General features: G+C 63.9%; 1 protein-coding gene. It reads left to right on the top strand.

The genetic code is table 11. The features are described 5' to 3' along the window. Positions 1-5,784, top strand: a 5,784-nt coding sequence (locus tag AC1D00_RS23595; RefSeq protein ID WP_477012307.1) for a beta strand repeat-containing protein, incomplete at both ends; no start/stop codon positions are given.

Genomic DNA, 5,784 nt, shown 5'->3' with positions numbered 1-5,784 from the left:
GCGTCGGAGCCTGCCGGGTCCCGGTTACCCGAGAATCCCTCGCTGTTCGACGAGTCGATCTCGTTGCTGACGGCGATTGCCGGCCAGAGCGTCGGCGTGAAGCTGACCGTAACGGTGACCGACGGCGATGGCGATCACGTCACGAAATCGGCCACCGCGACTCTCATCGACAACAGCAAATCCATCGTCTCAATCGACGATTCCGGTCCGACGATCTCCGCTTCGGAGGATTGCGTCGATACGCCGCTCACCTATGTCGGCATCAAGGCGGGCAACGTCGACGAGCGCGGTCTCGATGGTCCGAGCGATCAGGACGTGCTCTTGTCCGGCGTCGGTCAGGCCAATGGTCCGAACGCGAACACGATCAATACGACGGGGAGCGATATCGGCGTCGGCAACCAGACGATCGAGGGCCATGAGGTCCACGGCGGCAAGGACCAGCCTGCGGAGATCCTGCGGCTCGACTTCGTCAACAACCTCACATTCTCTACCAATCCCTTCGCCTATAACGGGCACTACGAGGTCGATGCGGCCTCGTTCACGATCCACCAGATCCAGGGCAGTCCGAGCAACACGGCGACGGTCTTCGTCCAGGTCTTCAACGCCAACGACAACACCAATTTCAACGACGACGGCAATCCGCTGCCGATCACGCTGAACAACATCACCGTGACCGGCGATGCCAGCTACACCAAGATTCCGGTCTATGACGGCAACACCCTGGTCGGCGTCGTCATCGTCGGCCTGAACGAGGGGGCCACCGTCTCGGTCGACACGACCGACGACTTCAATCGTCTCGTCATCTCCAACTACGACAACGTCGCGTTCTCGAGCACGCCAAACGGCGCGCCGACGCTTCCGGCCGACCCGAATGATCCTCAGGAGGACAATGTCGGTCATCCGTTCTCGGTGAGCGGCATCTCGTCCGTGGTGTGCGCTCCCGCCACGCTCAGCGTCACCCATGACGAGAGCGCGGGATTCGCTCCGCAATCCGGGCCGAACCCGGAGAACGATGTCGATCCCGCGACGGCCCCGAGCGTGCTGACAGCCGCGATTGCCGGCGCCGGCATTGCTACGGTGCTCGGCTACGCCGAGTCGACCGGCGCCGCCAGCACTCTGTTCACGACGCCCGATTTCGGCACGGATGGACCCGGCCCGGCCGGAGGTGTGTCCTATCAGCTCACGAATTCCGCCGGTGGCGGGTTCACCGGCCAGGATTCCGGGCTGAACACCACGGTCGGCAACCACGACATCTTCCTGTTCACGGATTCCACCAATCCGAACATCGTCTGGGGCGTCGACGGCAACAACGTCCAGACCGGCGCGAAGGTGTTCGCGCTCTATGTCGACACCGACGGGCACCTCTGGGTCGCCCAGTTCGCGGCCATCGCGCACAATGTCGATGGCTCGACGCCCGCCGCCTATGACGACGAGGTCTCGATCACGAACGGCCTCGTGTACATCTCGGCCACCGCGACCGACGGGGACGGCGACACCGCCCATGCGGTTTCGCCCGCCGGGCTTCACATCAATTTCCAGGACGACGGTCCGCATGCAGTTGCGGAGGCGCCGCAGAACGTGCTCGAAGGTTCTGCGCCGGTCACGGGGCAGCTCGATTTCGATCCGGGTGCTGACGGCGCAACCGTCACTGAGATCAACGGGGTGACCCTGTCGTTTGGCAATGACGGGTATTCCCAGGCCATCTCGCTCGCCCATGGCAGTCTCCAGGTCACCGCGGACGGTGCCTACAAGTTCGTTGCGCAGCCTGATGACGTCTACAAGACCGGCGGGCCGGCGAATTTCACGTACACCGTGACCGATGGCGACGGCGATACGTCGGGATCGACGGTATCGTTCGTGGTCACCGACGACAGTGACCCGACCAAGGTGACGTTGAACGACGTGACAGTGAACGAGGGCGTCGGCACGGCGACGATCTCGGCCAGCGTCGACCATGCACCGCAGGGCAGCAACCTCGTGCTGACCTTGAGCAACGGCGCCACGATCACGATCCTTGCCGGTCAGACCACGGGCACGTCGACGCCGTTCGCGGTGCAGGGCGACGATCCCTATGTCGATCACGAGAGCTACAGCGTCTCGGTCACCGGCGCGACCGGTGGCAACTACGAAGCGCTGAACACGACCGACACGGCGACGGTGACGATCAACGACACCATCGACACGACGACGGTGGACTTGAGCGCCTCGACGGTGCTGGAGGGGCCGTCGGCGAATTACGTGTTCACGGCGACGCTGTCGAACGTCTCGCACGGCGATACGGTCATCACGACCGACCAGGGCGCCATCACGATCCACGATGGCCAGACCACGGGCACGTTGACCGTGGCACCGGTTCCGCCGAACRRCGAGGATCCTTATCTGGATAGCACCAGCCTGACGGCGACCATCACCGGTGCGACGGGCGGCAATTTCGAGAACCTGRTGGTCGGGACGGCGGCGGCGACGGCGCAYGTCAACGACACGATCACSACCAATTTCGTGACGCTGCACGACGTCGTGGTGCTGGAGAACCAGACGATCATTTATACGGCGCAGGTGGACTACGCGCCGATGGATACCCCAYTGACGGTAAYTCTGAACAATGGGGTGGTGATCACCTTCGATCCCGGTCACTTGACGGCGTCGTCGGATCCACAGCCCGCGCAGGGCGACGACGTGTATTTGGATGGCCACTCGACCCAGGTCTGGATTGCSAGTGCCTCCGGCGGWAGCTTCGAGAAGGTCGACTTCACCAAGTACGGCACTGCCACGGTGACGGTCAACGAYACCATCGACACGACGACGGTGGACTTGAGCGCCTCGACGGTGCTGGAGGGGCCGTCGGCGAATTACGTGTTCACGGCGACGCTGTCGAACGTCTCGCACGGCGATACGGTCATCACGACCGACCAGGGCGCCATCACGATCCACGATGGCCAGACCACGGGTACGCTAACCCTACCGTCCGGCAACGGCGAGGACGTCTATCTCGACGGGTCGCAGCTGACGGCGACCATCACCGGCGCCACCGGTGGCAACTTCGAGAACCTGGCGATCGGAACCGCGTCGGCGACGGCGCATGTCAACGACACGCTCGACCCGACCACGGTGAACCTGGGTGCCTCGACGGTGCTGGAAGGTGGGATCGCGAACTACGTGTTCACGGCGACGCTGTCGAACGTCTCGCACGGCGATACGGTSATCACGACCGACCAGGGCGYSATCACGATCACCGAYGGCMASACCACGGGSACGCTGACGATAGCGTCGGGCAATGGCGAGGACGTCTACCTYGACGCCAGCCAGCTGACGGCGACCATCACCAATGCGACCGGGGGCAAYTTCGAGAACCTKGTGGTCGGGACSGCGGCGGCGACCGCGCATGTCAACGACACGCTCGATCCGACCACGGTGAACCTGGGTGCCTCGACGGTGCTGGAAGGTGGGATCGCGAACTACGTGTTCACGGCGACGCTGTCGAACGTCTCGCACGGCGATACGGTCATCACGACCGACCAGGGCGCCATCACGATCMMCGAYGGCMASACCACGGGSACGCTGACGATWGCGTCGGGCAATGGCGAGGATCCCTATCTGGACGCCAGCCAGCTGACGGCGACCATCACCGGCGCCACCGGTGGCAACTTCGAGAACCTGGTGGTCGGGACGGCGGCGGCGACCGCGCATGTCAACGACAMGATCACCACGAACTTCGTGACCCTGGACGATGTCGTGGTCCTCGAGAACCAGACGTTCGTTTATACGGCGCATTTGGATTATGCGCCGCTGACCCCGTTCACGGTGAAATTGAACAATGGGGTGGACATCACTTTTGGCATCGGCCAGCACACGGCATCGTCTGCGCCGCAAGCGGCACAGGGCGACGATGTGTATCTGGATGGCCAGTCGACCCAGGTTTCGATCGCCAGCACGTCGGGCGGCAACTTCGAGGCGGTCGACACTTCGGACACCGCCACGGTCACGATCAACGACACGCTCGACCCGACCACGGTGAACCTGAGTGCCTCGACGGTGCTGGAAGGTGGGATCGCGAATTACGTGTTCACGGCGACGCTGTCGAACGTCTCGCACGGCGATACGGTGATCACGACCGACCAGGGCGCCATCACGATCCACGATGGCCAGACCACGGGCACGCTGACGATTGCGTCGGGCAATGGCGAGGACGTCTACCTCGACGCCAACCAGCTGACGGCGACCATCACCAATGCGACCGGGGGCAACTTCGAGAAGCTGGTGGTCGGGACAGCGGCGGCGACGGCGCACGTCAACGACACGCTCGATCCCGTCACCGCCACCTTGACGACCTCCAGCGCCGGCATCTCCGAGTTTGGCGGCTCGGTCACCTACACGGTGACGCTGACGAGCGGGCTGACACCGTTCACTCCAAAGACCGATTTGGTACTGACCCTGGCCAACGGTGAGCACGTCACGATCGTCGCCGGGCAGCCGAGCGGTTCGGTGACGACCAACTACACCGACGCGCAGATCACAAATCAGACGTCGATCGCCGATTCCATCACCGGAGTCTTCAGCGGCGGCAGCGAATACGAGCAGCTGCTGACGACCGGAACGACCTCGGTGCCAGTCGTGTACGCGCCGACCGTTGCGGTCGGCAGCAATGTCGCCTTGCCGGAAGACACCCAGGAGGTGTTCCAGTTTACGGCTACGCCGGTCAGCGCGGGCTCGCATGTCACCCAGGTCGTCGTTTCGGGCCTCACGGGCTGGAGCGTCGATACATCCACGGCCACGGTCAACGGTGCGACTGTGACCGCAACCTTCAACTCCGGTAGCGGTGTTCTGACCTTCAACATCAGCGGCGCGGCGGCCGGCACGGCCGAGACGGTCTCGGTGGCGATGACGCCGCCCCTGAACACCGATGTGGACGCGAGCATCACGATGACGGCCACCGCCGCGCAGGGCGCGATAAGCGCCACCAGCGCGGGTACGGCTGGGACCATCTACGTCGACGCCGTCGCGGACATGCCGACCGTGGTCGCCGGCCAGACGCACATGATCTTCGTGACCGACTCGCCGAGCGATTCCAATTCGGCCTTCAGCAACGGCGAAACCGGAGCGCTGCAAATCAAGGCGACGTTCGGCGACGTTCACGATGGATCGGAGACCCACACGCTGGATATCCATCTCCAGAGCGGGTTCACGGCCGGCCTCCTGGCAAGCGGCACGATCGCTGGCACCTACAACGGTGCCTCCACGACGTTCAGCTACACCTACGCTTCGGCGACGGGTGACATCCATGTCATCGTCCCCCAGGATACGGGTCTCAATCCGAACGCCAACCAGACCGCCACCATCGATCTGAGCTTTGCGGTGACGGCGCCGGCGACGGGCACGCTGCCAAGCACGCTGAACTTCACGGCCACGGCGACTGCCACCGAGGCCACGCTGCATGGCGGTGGGGTCGGCGCGAGCAACGCCGATCTCACCACCGACAATGTGGCGGCGTTCACCGATACGACCGGTATCCCGGCTGCTCGGCTGCTGTCGGGCACGATCGTCACCAACTCGAACCAGACCGCCCAGGACATGATCCTGACGTTCGTCGACCAGGAGCACCCGCTCGACGCCTACTCACAGCTGGTGATCACCAACGCGCAGGGCCAGCAGGGCAACGTCGCCTCGGACGCCGGTTTCAACATCTCGGGAGCGGACCACTTCCTGGTCTCGCTCGACGCCCCGTTCGACACCTCAAAGATCGGTGTGACCAACTTCACGCTCAACGGGACGCATATCGACGAGGCG

The organism is Bradyrhizobium sp. P2_E8 (genome assembly GCF_056403875.1).
Note: the sequence above shows the minus strand (reverse complement) of the source record. Positions and strands in the feature narration are given on the sequence as shown.